This is a genomic window from Lacibacter sp. (assembly GCF_057361365.1).
Genome location: NZ_JBMQSG010000005.1, coordinates 236,676 through 252,873 on the forward strand (window position 1 = coordinate 236,676; position 16,198 = coordinate 252,873).

General features: G+C 40.6%; 7 protein-coding genes. All 7 read right to left on the bottom strand.

Features of this window, described 5'->3' with window-relative positions:
* Positions 1-5: 5 nt before the first annotated feature.
* The 7 genes from ACO1QW_RS03020 to ACO1QW_RS03050 all read right to left on the bottom strand — a co-directional run bounded on the left by ACO1QW_RS03020 (position 6) and on the right by ACO1QW_RS03050 (position 16,173).
* Complete coding sequence (locus tag ACO1QW_RS03020) at positions 6-2,723, bottom strand: SusC/RagA family TonB-linked outer membrane protein (protein WP_486255553.1); 2,718 nt, start codon at positions 2,721-2,723, stop codon at positions 6-8.
* Positions 2,724-3,072: 349 nt separating this feature from the next.
* Positions 3,073-7,173, bottom strand: a complete 4,101-nt coding sequence (locus ACO1QW_RS03025; protein WP_486255555.1) for a hybrid sensor histidine kinase/response regulator transcription factor — start codon at positions 7,171-7,173, stop codon at positions 3,073-3,075.
* Positions 7,174-7,260: 87 nt separating this feature from the next.
* On the bottom strand, positions 7,261-9,837 hold the full coding sequence (locus tag ACO1QW_RS03030) for a family 20 glycosylhydrolase (RefSeq protein WP_486255557.1): 2,577 nt from the start codon (positions 9,835-9,837) through the stop codon (positions 7,261-7,263).
* Between the two features lie 9 nt (positions 9,838-9,846).
* Positions 9,847-12,225, bottom strand: a complete 2,379-nt coding sequence (locus tag ACO1QW_RS03035; protein WP_486255559.1) for a glycoside hydrolase family 95 protein — start codon at positions 12,223-12,225, stop codon at positions 9,847-9,849.
* Entirely contained in the window at positions 12,222-13,718 is a 1,497-nt protein-coding gene (locus tag ACO1QW_RS03040) for a sialate O-acetylesterase (protein ID WP_486255561.1), read from the bottom strand. Before ACO1QW_RS03040 ends, ACO1QW_RS03035 begins: the two co-directional genes overlap by 4 nt.
* 32 nt (positions 13,719-13,750) lie before the next feature.
* Positions 13,751-14,986 carry an AGE family epimerase/isomerase gene (locus ACO1QW_RS03045; protein WP_486255563.1) on the bottom strand — a complete coding sequence of 412 codons (1,236 nt, stop codon included), beginning with the start codon at positions 14,984-14,986 and terminating at the stop codon, positions 13,751-13,753.
* A 26-nt stretch (positions 14,987-15,012) separates the two neighbouring features.
* Positions 15,013-16,173: a sialidase family protein gene (locus tag ACO1QW_RS03050; protein ID WP_486255564.1), complete on the bottom strand. Its 1,161-nt coding sequence runs from the start codon at positions 16,171-16,173 to the stop codon at positions 15,013-15,015.
* Positions 16,174-16,198 lie beyond the last annotated feature (25 nt).

Here is a 16,198-nt window from a genome sequence, read left to right on the forward strand (position 1 = left end):
GTGTGTTACAGTTTAATGTTTATACCAAAGTTGAACAGGCGTTGCATGGGGTAACTGAATGCGCTGATCACTTCGGGATCACGATCATCCAACTCCTTCGATTTTAATGTGAACAGGTTAAATCCTCTTGCAAACAGGCGAATCTGATCGAGCTTGATGCGTGTTAACCATGCCTGCGGAACGCTATAGCCCAATTCAATTTGTTTTAAACGAACGTAATCGCCATTGCGTAACCAGAAAGATGATTGCGCATGGTTGTTACCGTTACTACCAATATTTAAACGGGGATAAGTTGCCGTTGCAGCTGTGGCCGGTGTCCAACGGTTAAGATTATTTTCATAAGCCTGTCCAAAACCATTGTTCTGAAATGCCCAGATGCTTGAACCACCAACGTATACATCACGATTAGTTACGCCCTGAACAAGTGCACTAAAATCAAATCCTTTGTATTCAACACCAAGTGATAAACCAAAGAACAGCAACGGAGCAAACTTGCGGCCGATCTGTGTTACATCCAACTGATCAATAACACCATCTTTGTTCAGATCCTTGTATTTAATATCACCTAATTGTGGTGTATAGCCAACAGTTGTTGCACGGCTGTTAATCTCTTGTTGCGTTTGAAAAAATCCATCAGCGATATAACCAAAAGTTTGACCAACAGGCCAGCCTGTACGCTTCATCCAGTAGTAAGGACGAAAAACTTCATCGGTAAAAATTACTTTGCTGCGGATCAAACTTGTATTCACTAATGCGAAGTATTGTAAACCGCTGCTGGTTTTTTCCTGCCAGCCTAATTTAAACTCAGCACCGGTGTAACGGTTTGTACCAATATTTTCTCTTGGATAATCGTTTCCAAGAATAGTTGTGCTGCGTCCACGAATCTGCAACAGATCGTAATACTTATTATTAAAATATTCAGCGGAGAATGTTAAACGATCATGTAAGAAAGCAGCATCAACACCTGCATTGAACTTTGTTGACTTTTCAAAATCAATATTCGGATTTGCCAAAGGCTGTTCGGTGATAGCCGTTTGCGAACCGGCAGAAGTACCAAAGTACACGCTGCTTGCATCAAAGAAACGTTGGTAATACGTGAAGTAACCAGGATCATCCCAACCTGTTTTTCCTAACGAACCATATAATTTAAAACGACTGATGAAATTCTGTTGCAACATAAATTTCTCCCGATCCATATTCCATGCTAAACCAACAGCAGGGAAGAAAGCACGTTTGAAATCACCTTGCGGCGGATAACGATTCGACCCGTTATAACCAAATGCAGCTTCCAAAACATATTTCTCTTTGAAGTTGTAAGCAAATCGACCTGAAATACCACTGATGGTATAAGGAAGATCGCCACCGCTAACACTGTTATCGTTATTAGCAAGCACCAACGCATTTACACCGTGCTTTTCGCCAAACACTTTGTCATAACCTGCCGACAACTCTGCATAATTGCTGCGGCCCTGGTAAACAATACCATTACCATTTGCCTGCGCACCATTAACACCATATAAATTATAACTAATAGGATTTGTTGTGGTGATCATTTGATACACAGCATATGTTTTGCTGCGGTTTATATCTTCAGATAAATTGGCATTAAAAGCTGTTTTCACCTGTACCCATAACCCAGGCGTAATACCATCAAGTTTTTGTTTGAGGTAGAAGTTGGCCAGCATATCACGCTTGTAGTTTAAGCGATAACCCGAACCAATGGTTTGCGCCAGAATATTATTCTGAAATTGGTTATTACCGCCAAAAGATCCATTTGCGTTGTAAACAGGATACGCATTGTTAGGTGTGTTGACCAATGCGCCTAAGATCGAACCAGTTGTTGAACCAGGTTCTGAACCGCTGAGGATACGTCCTAATAAATAAATACCACCAGTCAATGACTTATTTACATTGATATCAACATTGCTGCGGATAACATAGGTTTTAAAATTGTTGTTGGTGTTATACTTATTAATATCGGAGGTTACAAAAAATCCTGTTTGATTTACATGTTCCAATGAAACATAATAACGTGCAAAACCATTACCACCCGAAGCATTTAATGAATAGCGATCGAAACGTGAACTTGACTTTATTACCTGCTCTCTCCAGTTAACATCCGGATGGCCGTAAGTATCTGTACCATTTTTAAATGCATCAATATCCGCTTGTGTGTAACGTAATGGCAAACCATCATTGCTGAGCGCTTCATTATATAAGGTAGCATAATCAAAAGCATTCAATGTTTTCGGCGCCCCCAGCGGTTTTTGAAAACTTGTTTGTGCCGTGAATGAAATGCTTTGAGTTTGCGGTTTGCCTTTTTTCGTGGTGATGAGCAAAGCACCATTACTTCCCCGAACACCCATCATGGCCGTGCTGAGTGCATCTTTTTGCAGCGTTACACTTTCAACATCATCGAGGTTAAAGATGGAAAGATTGGCTACCACTCCATCAATGATCACCAGCGGATCAAAGCCACGAAGTGAAAGCGAGGCTCCATCGGCACCTGGCTGACCAGAACCCTGGAAGGAATAAAGGCCGGCCATGCGACCTGTTAGTGTACTTTTTACACTGGTCACCGGCGACTTTAAAATGTCTTTCGAATAGAGCGCTTCAGTTGAAGCTGCAGTTAAGTGAGGCCTTGCCGTACTGTAGATCAATTGTACCGGCGGCTGTTTTGGAAGGCTGTCTTTTTTCTCAGCAGTCTGGGCAAAAGTTCCCATGCTTATCAGCGATAGGCATGTGCATAGCAGTGTCGCCCGTTTTGGTAACATTGGCATAATCGAAGGGTTTAAGGGCTTATGAAAAAGTAAATGAGAGAAAATGGGCAAAGCGGTGGAGCATCGCTCTCGATGGTTCCGGACAAAACCCGGAGATTTAGAATTTAACAATCTCATACGGCAGTTAATTAATTAGCAATCAGTTTTAGAAAATAGCTGAGGCTAAAATTACCTGCTGTGAAGGGGGTAAAAGGGGGATTCTATGGTATAAAAAGGGGGTAAATTCGGATTTCAGACTGAAAAATGGGGGTAAATGACGAAAATTACTTTGGCCTATTGTGTGAGATCCAGGCTAATCTTTTTTTACTTTTTCGTTAAGCTTATAATTCTTTCCGAGGCTTTTCCGGTACTTTTCAATGTACTCCGATGGCTTCATGCCGAAGGTTTTTGCAAATTGCTCCCGGAAGTATTTGATGTCTTTGATGCCCACATAAAATGCCGTTTCGTTCACATTGTAGTCGGAATTAATGAAGAGCTCGGCAGCCTTGCGCAACCGGATGAACCGGATAAAAGCGTTGGCGCTTTGGCCAGAAATGGTTTTGATCTTTTTGTAAAGTTTGCTATGACTCATGCCCATTTCCGCTGCCAGGGTTTGAATATTGAACTCGTCCCGATCGAGATTTTTTTCAACGGCTGCTATACAGGCTTCCAGGAATTCCTTGTACTCACCTGAAATATTGAGCGTGTTTTGCTGGTGGGTGATCTCGTTGTAAAAGTATTTCTGAAGATTTTCCTGTTTTTTGATGAGGCTTTGTACCCTCGCCACCAACATATCCTTTTCAAAAGGCTTGGTAATATAATCATCGGCGCCTGCCTCAATGCCCTTCAACTTCGATTCAGGCGAGAAACTTCCTGTTATTAATATAAAAGGTATATGACTAAGTGCCGGGGTTTCTTTTACAATCTTGCAAAAATCGATACCCGACATCGTTTCCATTACCATATCACTGATGATCACATCGGGCAATATTTGCTTTGCCATTTTCAATCCTTCTTCGCCACTCTTCGCTTCATAAACAATAAAACTTCCTTTGAACACCTGCGCCAGGTAAGTTCGGAGCTGTTCATTATCATCGGTAATGAGAATCGAAAGTCTTTCGCTCACCACCGATTCAAGTCCATCGCTGCCAATTTTCTTTTCTGCAACAATGGGTTCCATTCCTGCACTGATCTCATCCAACAATGTGTTTTCCTGAGCAGCAATATGATCTTGTATGGCCAGATTTCCGAAATGCGCCTTCCCTTTTTTCAGTTCAATAACAAAGCTGGTGCCTTCACCCTCTTTACTGGTATAATGAATATGACCGTGATGCTCTTCCACCAATTGCTTTACGAGGTAAAGCCCAATCCCAAATCCCGGCTTTGTTGGAACATTATCTTCACTCACCTGGTAAAACTTATCAAATATTTTATTACCAATATGAGCAGGAACGCCTTGGCCACTATCTGATACGCTACTTACAATTTTATCACCCTTCTCTTCAATTCTAAATGTGATCTTTCCTTTATCGGGTGTATACTTAAATGCGTTGGACAGTATATTATATAATACGATCTCCAGTTTCGGTTTATCGGCAAACAATTCTAATGATTGATTGCTGCATTCAAATTTGTAATCGATCTGTCGTGTTTTGGCCTGTTGTTTAAAATACAAATACGCATCGTGTGCAAGGTCGTAAAAATTGATGGCGGTCACTTGCAGCTTCCCGGTTTCACTTTCTGTTTTTCTGAACAGAAGCAACTGGTCAACTAAACTTAATAAACGGCGGGCATTACGATACACCGCATTCAATTCATCTTTCTCATCTTTATTCTCATCACGCTTCAACAGATCTTTTATCGGGTTGATGATAAGTGTTAAAGGCGTTCGGAATTCATGCGTAATATTTGTGAAGAACGACTGGCGTTTTTCATTCACTTCTTTTTCTTTTTCTGCATTAAGCTGTGCGATCTTCACTTTATACTTCAGATCAGTTTGCTGAATACGGTAGCGATAAGACAAGTAAATAATCGATCCGGCGATCAACGCATACATGATATAAGCAAGAATACTCCTGTACCAGGGTGGCAAAATGGTGATGGACAAAACAGTTTCATTTGTATTCCAATCACCGTTGGCATTTGTATTTTTAATATGCAGCTTATAATTTCCTTCGCTGATATTATTATAGTTGATATTGCGGATATTGCCGGAATAGTTCCAATCCTTATCCCAGCCTTTAAGAAAGTAAGCGTAAGAAATTTTTTCCGGCGATGTATATTCCAATGCTGTAAACTCAAACAACAACACAGCTTCTTTAAATGGAACACGCAACTCAGAAACGTCTGAATTTTTCCCTTCCTTTATATAGTCGCTAACTTCAGCTACGGTTTTATTATTGATGAGGATATTCGTGATTTGCAGCGGTGGCGTAAATGTGCGACTTGAAATTTTTTCGGGAACAAAAACATTAAAACCACTTATGCCGCCAAATAACATTTCACCTGAACGTAATTTATAAGAAGCATTGTAAGAAAACTGACTACTTTGCAATCCATCGCTTTCATAAAAATTTTTGAAGCTACTATTTGCAGGATCGAATTTTGAAAGACCATTAAATGTACTAAGCCATAAAAAACCTTTTGCATCTTCTTCAATGTTCAACACAGCATTATTACTTAAACCATCGGCTGATGAATAACGTTTTATAATAACTCCTTTTGCCTCGTCAAACAAAACCAATCCGCCACCTTCAAGTCCAATCCATAAATTCTTTTTACTGTCTTCAAAAATTGCACGGACAGGTTTACCGAGATTATAGAATTTATGCTGCTTGTTTTTTCGATCGATACGAATAAATGAAACAGTGTTGCCGCCCCATAGCTGCCCTTTACTATCTTCTAATATTGAAACAAGATCATTCACCTGCTGATCGAACACAACAAAGCGATTAGCAGTGCGATCAAAATAATAAAGCGGCCCATTAATAAATGTAGTAGCCCAAAGTGTTTTTGCTTTATCCTCGTACAACAACCAGGCATTTCGATTTTCTTCACCAGTTATATTATTAATGCAACGAAAACGTTCAAAGCTCCCGGATGCTTTGTTAAAACGATTGATGCCGCCGCCATACGTTGCCATCCATAATGCGCCTGTATGATCCTGCAGAATGCTTGACACAATATTGTGACTGATGGAAGATGGATTTGCTGATTGATGACGATAATTTCTAAATGTATTTGAAGAACGATTCCAGATGCTTAGTCCACCACCTTCTGTACCAATAAAAATATCGCCAGCTTTATCTTCAAAAAAAGAATAAATGAAATTGATCGACAGTGTATTTGATTTGTGCGGATCACTTGTTATTGTAATAAAATTATTCTTCTGCTCATCAAATACATTACAGCCGCCTTTGATTGTGCCAATCCACATGCGGTTTTCCTTGTCCCGGATAATAGAATAAACCGCTTCGCTTGATACCTGGTCTTTTTCATCACCTGAATTGATGTAAGAGAAAGTATTTGTTGTAGTATTTAGAATGCTGATAGCACCACCATCGGTACCTATCCACAGTTGATCTTGCTTATCGAAACAAATTGTAATGACATCCTGCGAACTTAACTCGTTGTTGCGGCCAGTGTAACTCCGTATATATTTTTTTGCATTGGGATCAAACAAATGCAAACCACTTTCACCACCAATCCAGATCTGGCCTGCTTTGTTTTGCAACATACAATTAGCTTGCTTAACATCCGTACTGACCAATACAACCTGGCCAAGCTTTGCATCGTACAAACATAAGCCTCTGCCCGAAACAAATACCCATACCTTTTCCTTATCAACAAGAATATCTCTTACATTATAGCCATTCAATTTTTGATTACCTATCAGTAACGGAACTTCCCTTGCATACTGATCTTCTTTCTTTTTGATCATCAATCCCCAGCCATTTGTTGCAAGTAACAACGAACCATCCTGCCCCGATTTTATGGAGGTTGCATTGATGGAAATTTTCACTGGTTGCTTTGCTAAATAGGGATAGCCATATAGCGGAGAAAAATTTGAATAGGTTTGATTATACTTAACAATACCCTGCCCCGATCCGATCCATAAATTATTATCTGCATCTTCGTGGATGGAGTAAATATAATTATGTGGCAACGATGTGCTATCGTTCAGTTTATTCCTGAAAACTTTAAACTCACTTCCATCGTATCGATTTAAACCATCATACGTACCCAGCCAGATAAACCCTTTTTTATCCTGGTATACAACCCGCACTGAATTATTGGAAAGTCCTTTTTCAATACCTAATCGGGTAATGGGTGGAAGTGCAAATACCTCTGCTATGGCAAGCACACAAGCAAGTAACAGAATGGAGTAAAAATTAAGCTTCGACAGTCTCTTCACGTATCAGTAATTGCATCAAAAATATGCAATTACTTACAACCGCTAAATCATTGTTGATTTGTGAGTGATCATTTGTTGATTTCCTGCTTAAAATTGAAGAGGTGCAAACGTAAACATCCATTTCACAGGATTCTGCCAGTCTTTCCCTTTAAAGCTCCCAGCTGGTGCTTTGATCAATACGGTGTTCCAACCTTTTTTTAAAAAAATTATTGTCGGTGTACGATATTCATAACCTTCATCTGCCAATGGCAATTCGCTGTTTCCTTTTTGTCCCGCATGTTTCCATTTCGGTGGAGGAATTAATTGGCCGTTTACCCACACTGAACTTTGTTTATTATCCCAAGCATTTGCTGGCGGCGCATCCGTTGCAGGAGAGCGTGATAAATTATTAAAGCCGATCCAGAATGGTTGTTCACCATCTTCATCGCTCCAGATTTTTGTTGTGGCATACCAGGTACTGCTGTCTTCTGCGTTGGGTATTGCACCTTTGATCAATGATGCCCACCAATGACGAAGTACTACTGTTGCCCCGACTTGTTCAAATGTTGGTTTTGTTGTATTCGCATCAAAACCTTTTTGCTCCGCTGCAAACTGTTTGGACAAATCACCCTTGTTATCAAATGGCCCGAACAATTTCCAAACAAGATGCGACTGTTTTGTGTAAGGAAATGAAAGATTGTAAAAATATTGTTGCTGATGATCGAGCAAACGATTTTCAAATGCAGCAAATGCATTTGCGCTTGCAGTATTTGGTTCGCCGATGTTTGCTACCCAACCATCAACACCTCCACCCTGCCAGCTACGTTCAGCAAATGCAAGCATCGAAGGATAAACAGGATTCATGTTGAGTACATCTTCTTCTTTACTTACTGCCCTGTCGTGCCACATACAAATGGTGCCGCCGAGTGTTGTGGCATCGCCTTTTTCTTTGTCTGCTATTTTCCGGTTGAAGATGGTTGTAACAGCTTCCAGCGGATCCATATGATTCAGGTACAGATGCCTCGAATCAATAAACTGAATTTGATTATTGGAAGAAAGATGTGCGTTGTCATCCATCCACAGTTGACGAATGGTACTGTTGCTGAAATTACCACCGGGTTGCCAGCCGATCACTTTCCTGCCAAAACTTTCGATGTAGGCTGTTACTTCGGGAACAAAGTTTTTGTTAGTGATCTTTACCTCATCTGCACCAATATGAATGTAGGGCACATCATAAGTGGTAATAAAATCTTTGAGAATATTTTTTACAATGATTAACCCACTGTCACTCTGCATATCGGTTTTCATCGCACGTTTAAAGGCTGCACTATGGCCGGGCATATCGATCTCGGGAACAAATGTGATATGGCGTTCTTTGCAATAGTTGATCAAGTCTTTGATCTCTGCTTCGCTGTAGTACATGCCCTTGTTCCGCAGCAGGTGTTCAGGCGCAGTAAGTTGCGGATATCGTTTGCTGGCAATGCGCCAGGCAATATCTTCTGTTGCATGAAAATGAAAAATGTTGAATTTGTTGGCAGCCATTACATCAATCTGCTGTTTCAGTAAAGCAATCGACATATAATTCCTTCCCACATCGATCATATAACCACGCCAGCTGAAGGCAGGCCAGTCAGTAATACTCACTGCATCGATCATCGTTCCGCTGCGCAACAATTGCTTCAATGTTTGAATGCCATTGAAAATACCATGTACAGTATTGGCGATAAGCTTAATGCTTGTTTCATTTACATCCAGTTGATAAGCTTCGTTTTCATGTTGTGCTGACTTCACTTTTCCTAATCCTATTTCAATAAACGATTCGTCTGTAGTTACTTTTTCTGCCAACTTCATTTCCCAACCGATCGATTGAAGATATTGCTGCAGTTGCATTGCTTCGTTCAGCAGCCTTTTATCCTTCACTACAATTGTTTTACAGTTGTACAAAGTAAACGCTCCCTGCTTCCATTGTAATTGCTGAGGCTGCGGAATCAATGCAGGTTTTGGCTGCATATCGTACACATACGGATAGATGATGTGCTTCCATAACAGGTATGCATTGCCCATCAGATGCAAACCATCGTTGCTTAATTCAGGTTTCAGTTTTCCGTTTTCGTTACTGAACGCACTGTGCAGATCAACATATTCATAATGATGAGCCGCAGCATTTATCTTCAACTGCCCATTTACTTTCTTAATGAGTTCAGTATTCTTTGTATGTCCTGCAAATTTGCCATATACTTCGTTCACCGGTAGAATACTCTGCACATACAATTTTGTTTTAGGCGATTGTTGTTTTATGTAATCAGCGATGAGCAACATATTCTTCAGCAAACTATCGCTGCTGATATTCCTTGCAAGATCGTTTGTGCCAATGAGCAAAAAGATCTTTGCAGGTTTTCTATTCGTAACAACAGGTAAGCGATGCAATATACCCGCCGTTACATCGCCGCTGATACCGTGGTTCTTCATCCGCACATCGTTGAACAGTTGTGCCCACTCTGATCCATCAGTAATACTATTACCAAGGAAAATAATTTCATCTTTTGTTTGCGGCATTGATTTAAAGAACGTCACCCGTTGATGATAATAAGTGGAGAACAAACTATCATGCAGTGTCGGCAACTTCACCTGCGCATTCGACTGAATATATAATAACAAAGCAACAGCAAACAACAATCTCTTCATTACAATTCTCTATTTAAAATCGTTCAACATAAACCTGTAGGTCTTTCCTTTCGTCGTTTTCAGGCGAATACTTTTCCCTTTATACAATACCGTAACATCATTTCCCGCTTTTGATATCAATGAACAAGAAACCAACTTTCCATTTTCCCAATCCATACTTACGTCAAAACCATTTCTTGCGCACAAACCTTTTATTGTTCCTGTGAGCCATGCAGCTGGCAAAGCAGGCAGTAATTCTATTTCTTCTTCATTACTTTGCAGCAACATTTCTGCTAACCCGGCTGTTGCGCCAAAATTGCCATCGATCTGGAATGGCGGATGTGCACAAAACAAATTCGAATATGTTCCGCCACCACTCATCTTAATACCATCATCTCCGGCAACAGGTTTTACCAATTGTTTGAAGAGTTGCAATGCATGTTCACCATCGTGCAGGCGAGCCCAGAAATTTACTTTCCATGCCATGCTCCACCCTGTGCCAGCATCGCCACGTTGCAACAATGTTTGCTTTACAGCTTCTGCCAGTGCCGGAGTTTTCCTGATTGAAATTTCATCGTAAGGATGTAAACCATATAAGTGCGACACATGACGATGATGCGGCTCTGCATCTTCCCAATCATTCACCCACTCATTCAAATCACCTTTTGCACCAATTTGATTGGGCGCTAATTGCTCTACTGTATTTTCTAATTCATTCCGCCATTTCTGATCGGTATTTAAAATAGTTGAAGCGTTGATACACGCATTGAACAATTCTCTGCTTATCTGCATATCCATTGTTGGCCCCATGCAAGTATTGCCTACAAAACCATTGGGCATTTTATACGCATGTTCGGGAGAGTTTGATGGTGCTGTTACCAACCAGCCATGAGTTGGTTCTTTAATTAAAATAGATTGTAAAAACTGTGCAGCACCTTTTAATACCGGGTAATATTTTTTTAAGAAGGCAGTATCTTTTGTAAATCGGTAATGCTCCCAAATATGTTCGCACAACCATGCACCGCCTGTAAGTGTAGAACCCCAACTTGCACCTTCGCCCGGTGATGTAAAAAACCACGGATTACTGATTACATGCGCCACCCAACCGTTTGCATTGTAATAGGCCTTTGCAGTTTTTGTTCCGTTCGCAACAAGCGAAGAAGTAAAACGATGCATCGGCTCAGCAAGTGAACCAAGATTGGTTAACTCTGCCGGCCAGTAATTCATTTGTATGTTGATGTTGAGATGATAATCGCCGTTCCATGGTGTTTGATATTCCACAGCCCAAAGTCCTTGCAGATTTGCAGGCAACAAACCCGGACGAGAAGAACCGATCAACAAATATCTTCCGAAGTTGAAATACAAAACAGGCAGTTGCAGATCTTCTTCACCCTTGTTGTAATTGATCAAACGTTGATTGGTAGTTAACGAAGTTGCAGGTTTACTATCGGGCGTCGTCCAACGGCAACGGTTAAAGAGTTGCTGATAAGCTGCTGTACTTTTTTGTTGCGCTGCAGTGTAAGTAAGTTGTTTTGTCTTTTCAATGTAAGTAAATACTTTTTCGAAAATATCTTCATTAGAAAGAGTACCTGTTGCATAATCGTAATTGGTTGCCGATGAAATTTTGATCCAGCACTCTGATGCATTTTCAATTCCTAATTGATTGCCTTCCTGTTTGATTGTTCCATCTTTTACAGTTGGCTGAGCAACAGTTACAAACTGCATTCCTTTATCTGCACCAGATGGCAATTGTCCCATCATCGCCAAAGTGTTCTTCTTTGTTTTGTATTCTACATTTTCTTTCCGGTAGAGCGACAAAACAACATTGATGCTATTCCTTTTGGTTGATGATAAACGCACCCAGGTAATATCATTAACAAAATCAGTAAAGATCTCTTCAGTAAACGTTGCAGCATTACGAGTAAAGGTTGTGGTAGCCACTGCTTTTTCAATATCAAGCACACGTTTGTAATTTGTTACAGCAGCATTACTGTCTTTCCAGCTAATGAACAGATCGCCCATGGTTTGATAAGCACCATATTTTTCATTAGCACCACGACCGTGTCCCGAGCCTTTTCCTTTTGAAATAAATTTTTTTTGCAACAGATCCTGTGCTGCTTTGTTATCACCCGCCAGTAAATAATCCTGGATCGGCTTTAAAAACTGGTACGCATTTTCATTATCCGCATCCTGCGGACCACCACTCCACAACGAAATTTCGTTCAACGCAACCCGTTCTTTCTTTGTACCGCCAAACATCATTGCACCAAGCCGGCCATTACCTAAAGGCAGACTTTCAGTAAAATGTGTAGCGGGGGCATTAAAGCGGATAGTTACATCGTTACGTTGTGCTGCACTTACAAGTACTGAAAAAATAAAAACACCTGAAGCAATCAAAAACTTATTCATTCAACTTTTAGTTTAAAGGTGGAAGCAGGCAGTTGTTCAGCATTCTGCAAATTTCCTTTGCTGAATGGTTGCCAGCCATAATAAATATAGGCAGGCTTTTGTTTCAATTTCACTAACACCTGTTTATTATGAATGAGTACTTCAGATAATTCTTTTCCATTAATGGAGAAACCTTTCACGCTTTCATTGTCTTTTGCTTGCAAACCTTCTGCATACTGAAAAGAAATAATCACCTGCCCGTTTTTATAAATTGCTTTCACTGGCAACGGACCTGAAGGAACGATTTCTTTTTTGCCATAGGTTTGATGCAAAGCCCATCTTGCCAAACGCTCCCCAACTGTTTTTTTATTGGGGGGATGCACATCATTTGCCGCACCCACATCACTGCAAACAGCCATCCCACTGTTGGCTATAAGCGATAGCATCTTCCGTTGTTCATTCCGGAACTGCGGCCACAGATGCCCTTTGTAATGAACAGTATCAATTGATGACAACTGCACGAAATAATACGGCAGATTACGCTTCCATTTTTTACGGTAATCATCTATCAATAATGCACTCAACGCAGGATACTCTTCAACCCTTTCTATTTCCTGCGCATTGCTTTCGCCCTGATAATTGAGAACACCTTTGATCGCTAAGCGAAGCAAAGGTTCTACTCCTGCTTTATAAGCAAAGCCCGGTTTATATGCATGAGCTTTACCGCTTGCATCAGTTGGTACATTATTTTTCGAACCAACATTTTGTTGTCCTCTTTCCTTAACCCAAACTGGTAAGGTTTCATTTAACAACCAATCGCCTTTTACTTTTGCTGCAAACTTTCTGTTTTGCAATAATGCAGCAGCATCGATAAATGTTTCAAGCGGCGCTCCGCCGATTGATAAATTGATCAAACCAACCGGAACATTTGCTTCCGTTACAATACGCTTACCAAAATAATAAGCCACCGCACTCATTGTTTTGATTGATTCACTATTGCATGGCTGCCAATTGCCATTGTAAAAATGCTGCACATTCAACCGCCGGACAACAGAATCAGTAAATGCAGTGCCGAAAATATTTTTTCCTGCATAACATGGATTGTAAAAACGAAGCTGTGCGAGTTGCATGTTTTTTTCCTTTTGGTAATGTTGCTCCCTTTGCATTGGCCATTCCATATTACTCTGCCCAATACAAAGCCATACATCTCCCATTAAAATATTATTGAAATGCACTGCAGTATCACCACTGCTGATGTGTAATGACTGTGCTTGAAAACTTGCAGGCTGCTTCGGTAAATAAACGATCCAGAAAGAATCAGCAGCTGCAACAATTATTTTCTTATTTGCAGAAATGCTTACCTCAACTTTAGCTCCGGGTGCAGCTTTGCCCCACACAGCAATGGGCTCATCTCTTTGCAACACCATATTGCTTGAAAAAACTGTTGCCACCGAAAACTGAGCGGTGGCAACAATGGGAAATAAAAAAAGTAAACTGAATGACAATCTTTTCATTGATGAGAACAATTAAAAATTGCAGAATGAAACTATGCATTATTTCTGTTTGCTGAATGCTCAACCGTATGCGCAAGATCTTTGCTTATTTGCAGGTGTTCGTTCAATAATTGCATGCAATACCATTCCTGCCGTGGCAGGTGAAACGGACCTTTGAATAAATTTCCTTTAGCTGTTTGTGCAATGCTTCCATCACGATGCAGGTAACCAAACCATTCCCCGTGCTCTTTGTCGTGAAAATGACTGTACGCATAATCATGCACAAGCTTATGCCATTGGGCATATTGTTCATTGCCCGTCATTAAGTAAGCGAGCAATGTGGCAATGATTACTTCGTTGTGCGGCCACCAGAATTTCATATCCTGCCAATATTCCTGCACAGGTTTGTTGTACACATCCCGGAAATATAAAATGCCGCCATGTTCTTTATCCCAACCACGCTCCCACATATAATCAAGCATCTTACAACCAAGTGCAATGAGATGCTGATCGTTATTGCGATGTTTGGCTTCATGTAAAATAAACCATGCACCTTCAATGGCATGACCGGGATTGAGTGTTCGTCCATCAATATGATCAATGATGCTGCCATCAGGAGCCACCTGTTCCATCACACATTTAATATCGTCCTTTACGAAGTAAGTTTCAATATCTGTGATCCATTTGCTGATCCATTCATCGCAACGCTCATCACCGATCAACTCTCTTAACTGTTGTGCCGTATTCATCATGATCATCGGCACACCAATTCCTTTTGCTGGTCTTGTACCGATGAACTTTGGCTCCAGTTTCTTTTCGCCACTTGCATAAGCAATGCATTCACCAAATACTCTTCTTGCATTGTTTGCCGCTTCCTCACTGCCGCTTGCTTTGGCATAAGCAGCTGCGGCAATCACATAAAATGTTTCTGAAAAGAAATAACGACGTTTGCGGATGGGTTGACCATCACGTGTTACATGAAAGAACATTTGCCCATCAACATCAAAGCAATGTTTGTTGAGAAATTCATACCCGAGTTTAGCACCATCGAGCCACTCCTGCTTTCTCTCAACCGTATTATACAAAGTTGATAACAGCCATGTAGCCCTGCCTTGTATCCACACTGCTTTATCATGATCAATGAGTGAACCATCTGCGTCACGCATCAATAAAAAACCTCCATGCTCCTGATCGAATGAACGGGGAAACCAGAATGGAACAGTATCGTTGAGTAACTGCTTTTGATAAAAATCACGAAGAGCAGCTAAATCGTTTGTTGTGTAAACCATGTTGCGTTCTTATTTCTTTCGACCAATCAATTCCACTTTACAATTGTGAAAATGATCTTTGCGTAATTATCTTTTTCGTAGAGGATACCGATCTTCCTTTTCGAAATACTGACGATATCAGAGTAAGCCGTATTATCCCGTTTACCTGTTGAATCAATCACAATACTTTTCTTCCAGGTAATGCCATCGTTGTAGCTGATGCGTAGTGTAAGATTATCCCTGCTCCTTGTATCGGCTGCATTGCAGAATGCAACAATATGTTTCCCTTTCTTTTTACCAACAGTTAAAATACTTCCCTGGCAAACAGGATCGGGTAAGTTGTTATCAAAATAAACACTATCCCACTTTGCGCCACCATCTTTACTGATAGCAATTAATCTTGCACGCACATCGCCTTTCTGGTTACGAATATTCATCATTAAACGGCTACCGGAAATCTGCGTTGCCATTGCTTCATTACCGCCAACACGATCAACTGTTTCACTTAAATGAAATGTTTTTCCATGATCATCGGTATAAAAACCATGTGCTTTGTAATCTTCTGCCTGCTTCAAGGGTTCACCTGCAGAATGATTTGCTGCAACAAAAATCCGTCCTTTGTACAAACCAGTACTGAACTGCATTGCATGACCAGGAGTATTGGCATAACTTCTCCAGTCTTCATTAAAATTATAAGCAGCATTTGTAGCCGGTTGTTTCGGACGATGTACTTGTGTGGTAATGTTAACTGCTTCACTCCATGTTACACCCCCGTCAGTTGATGTTTTGAACCACACTTCACGCAAACCTTTTCCTTTGCGTACTTCACCTTCGTGATTGTTACCGGTGTTGTAAAACAAGAACACTCTTCCCTTCGGATACAAGGGATCTGTTTCATCAACAACAGGCGCAGGATTGCCTGCCTGCAGATTATCATAGTTCACAACAGTTTGGATAGCTGTCCATGTTTTCCCATGATCTGTGCTGCGTTTCAGTACAATATTGATGTCACCAAAATCGCCTGCACTGTTTACACGGCCTTCTGCAAATGCAAGCAAGGTCCCATCTTTCAACGAAACAATAGCAGGAATACGGTAACTCTTATGTCCTTCTTTTCCTGATTCAAATACGGTAACCGGTGCAGTTTGCGCCAATACAACCGTAGCTGTAATCAACAAACAAAAAACACTCAAACAAAATCGTTTCATTTTTTTATTTTAAAACTGATGATTA

Coding starts and splice junctions, on each gene's coding strand:
- ACO1QW_RS03020 (WP_486255553.1), bottom strand. CDS start 2,723: ATGGGAACTTTTGCCCAGACTGCTGAGAAAAAAGACAGCCTTCCAAAA.
- ACO1QW_RS03030 (WP_486255557.1), bottom strand. CDS start 9,837: ATGAAGAGATTGTTGTTTGCTGTTGCTTTGTTATTATATATTCAGTCG.
- ACO1QW_RS03035 (WP_486255559.1), bottom strand. CDS start 12,225: ATGAATAAGTTTTTGATTGCTTCAGGTGTTTTTATTTTTTCAGTACTT.
- ACO1QW_RS03040 (WP_486255561.1), bottom strand. CDS start 13,718: ATGAAAAGATTGTCATTCAGTTTACTTTTTTTATTTCCCATTGTTGCC.
- ACO1QW_RS03045 (WP_486255563.1), bottom strand. CDS start 14,986: ATGGTTTACACAACAAACGATTTAGCTGCTCTTCGTGATTTTTATCAA.
- ACO1QW_RS03050 (WP_486255564.1), bottom strand. CDS start 16,173: ATGAAACGATTTTGTTTGAGTGTTTTTTGTTTGTTGATTACAGCTACG.